At 64.1% G+C, this 970-nt stretch carries 1 pseudogene; it reads right to left on the reverse strand.

The annotated features are described in order from the left end of the window. Nucleotides 1–970 (reverse strand): annotated as a pseudogene (locus ACJHXB_RS24735) (RHS element protein); the annotation flags it as partial.

The raw sequence follows: 970 nt of genomic DNA on the forward strand, positions 1-970 counted from the left end.
GCGTTTCACGGCCCTGTGCGTCTTTCACCGAGGTTAACCGGCCACGGTTGTCATAGTGGCGGTAAAGGCTGATGCCTTCCTCGCGGTGGACCGCCGTCATCTGGCCGAAGCGGTCATACTCATAGCGGGTCTGGTAGCCCGAGCAGTCGGTGAACGCCAGCAACTGACCGTAGCGGCTCCAGGTCATCTGCCGGGTGCTGCCCGTCGCATCTGTTGTCGTGGCCGGTAATTCACTGTGCGGATTATCATAAGCATACCGGATGACGTCCCCACTGCGCGATGTCTCCGATACCAGCCTGTCCCGCTCATCATACGCCCGGCGGCTCTCCAGCCCGTCCGGGTACACCACCGCCGTCACCAGGTTCCCGTCGTTATAGTAAAATTTCGTCTCCCGCCCGTCCGGCGTGGTGATGTCCGTGATGTCGCCTGACACCACATTCAGACCGTACTCTGTCCGCCGTCCCGCCGCGTCCGTCTGCGCCGTAAGCCGCCCCACCGGGTCATACCCGCTGCGCGTGACGCTGCCGTCCGCCAGTTCTTTTTTCACCACCCGCTTCAGCCCGGCCCCGCCTTCTGTATGCAGCACCTCACGCCGGTTCAGGCTGTCCGTGACGGTGATGCGGTCCTGCTCATACTGGTAGCGGTAACTCAGGCCTGCCGGGTTCAGCTGCTCCACCACCCGCCCCGCATCGTCGTAGCGGTAGCGCATCTCCGGCCTTCCCGCGTAACGGTGCGCCACCATCCGGCCCGGGTGCTGCGCGTCATACGTGAAAGCGCGCACCTGCGTATTGCTGCGGTCATATACCGCCAGCAGTTCACCGGCTTCCGTATACGTGTACCGCACCAGTGGCGCACCGGGCAGGCTCTCCGGGTATGCCGGGTCGTGCATCAGCCACACCGCCGAAAGACGGATGCCCCTGTCGGGGCCGTATTCGGTACCGGGCAGTGTGTCGGGGAACGCTGAGGCTGA

The organism is Escherichia sp. WS3227_2, assembly GCF_046486495.1.
Taxonomy (GTDB): domain Bacteria; phylum Pseudomonadota; class Gammaproteobacteria; order Enterobacterales; family Enterobacteriaceae; genus Escherichia; species Escherichia coli.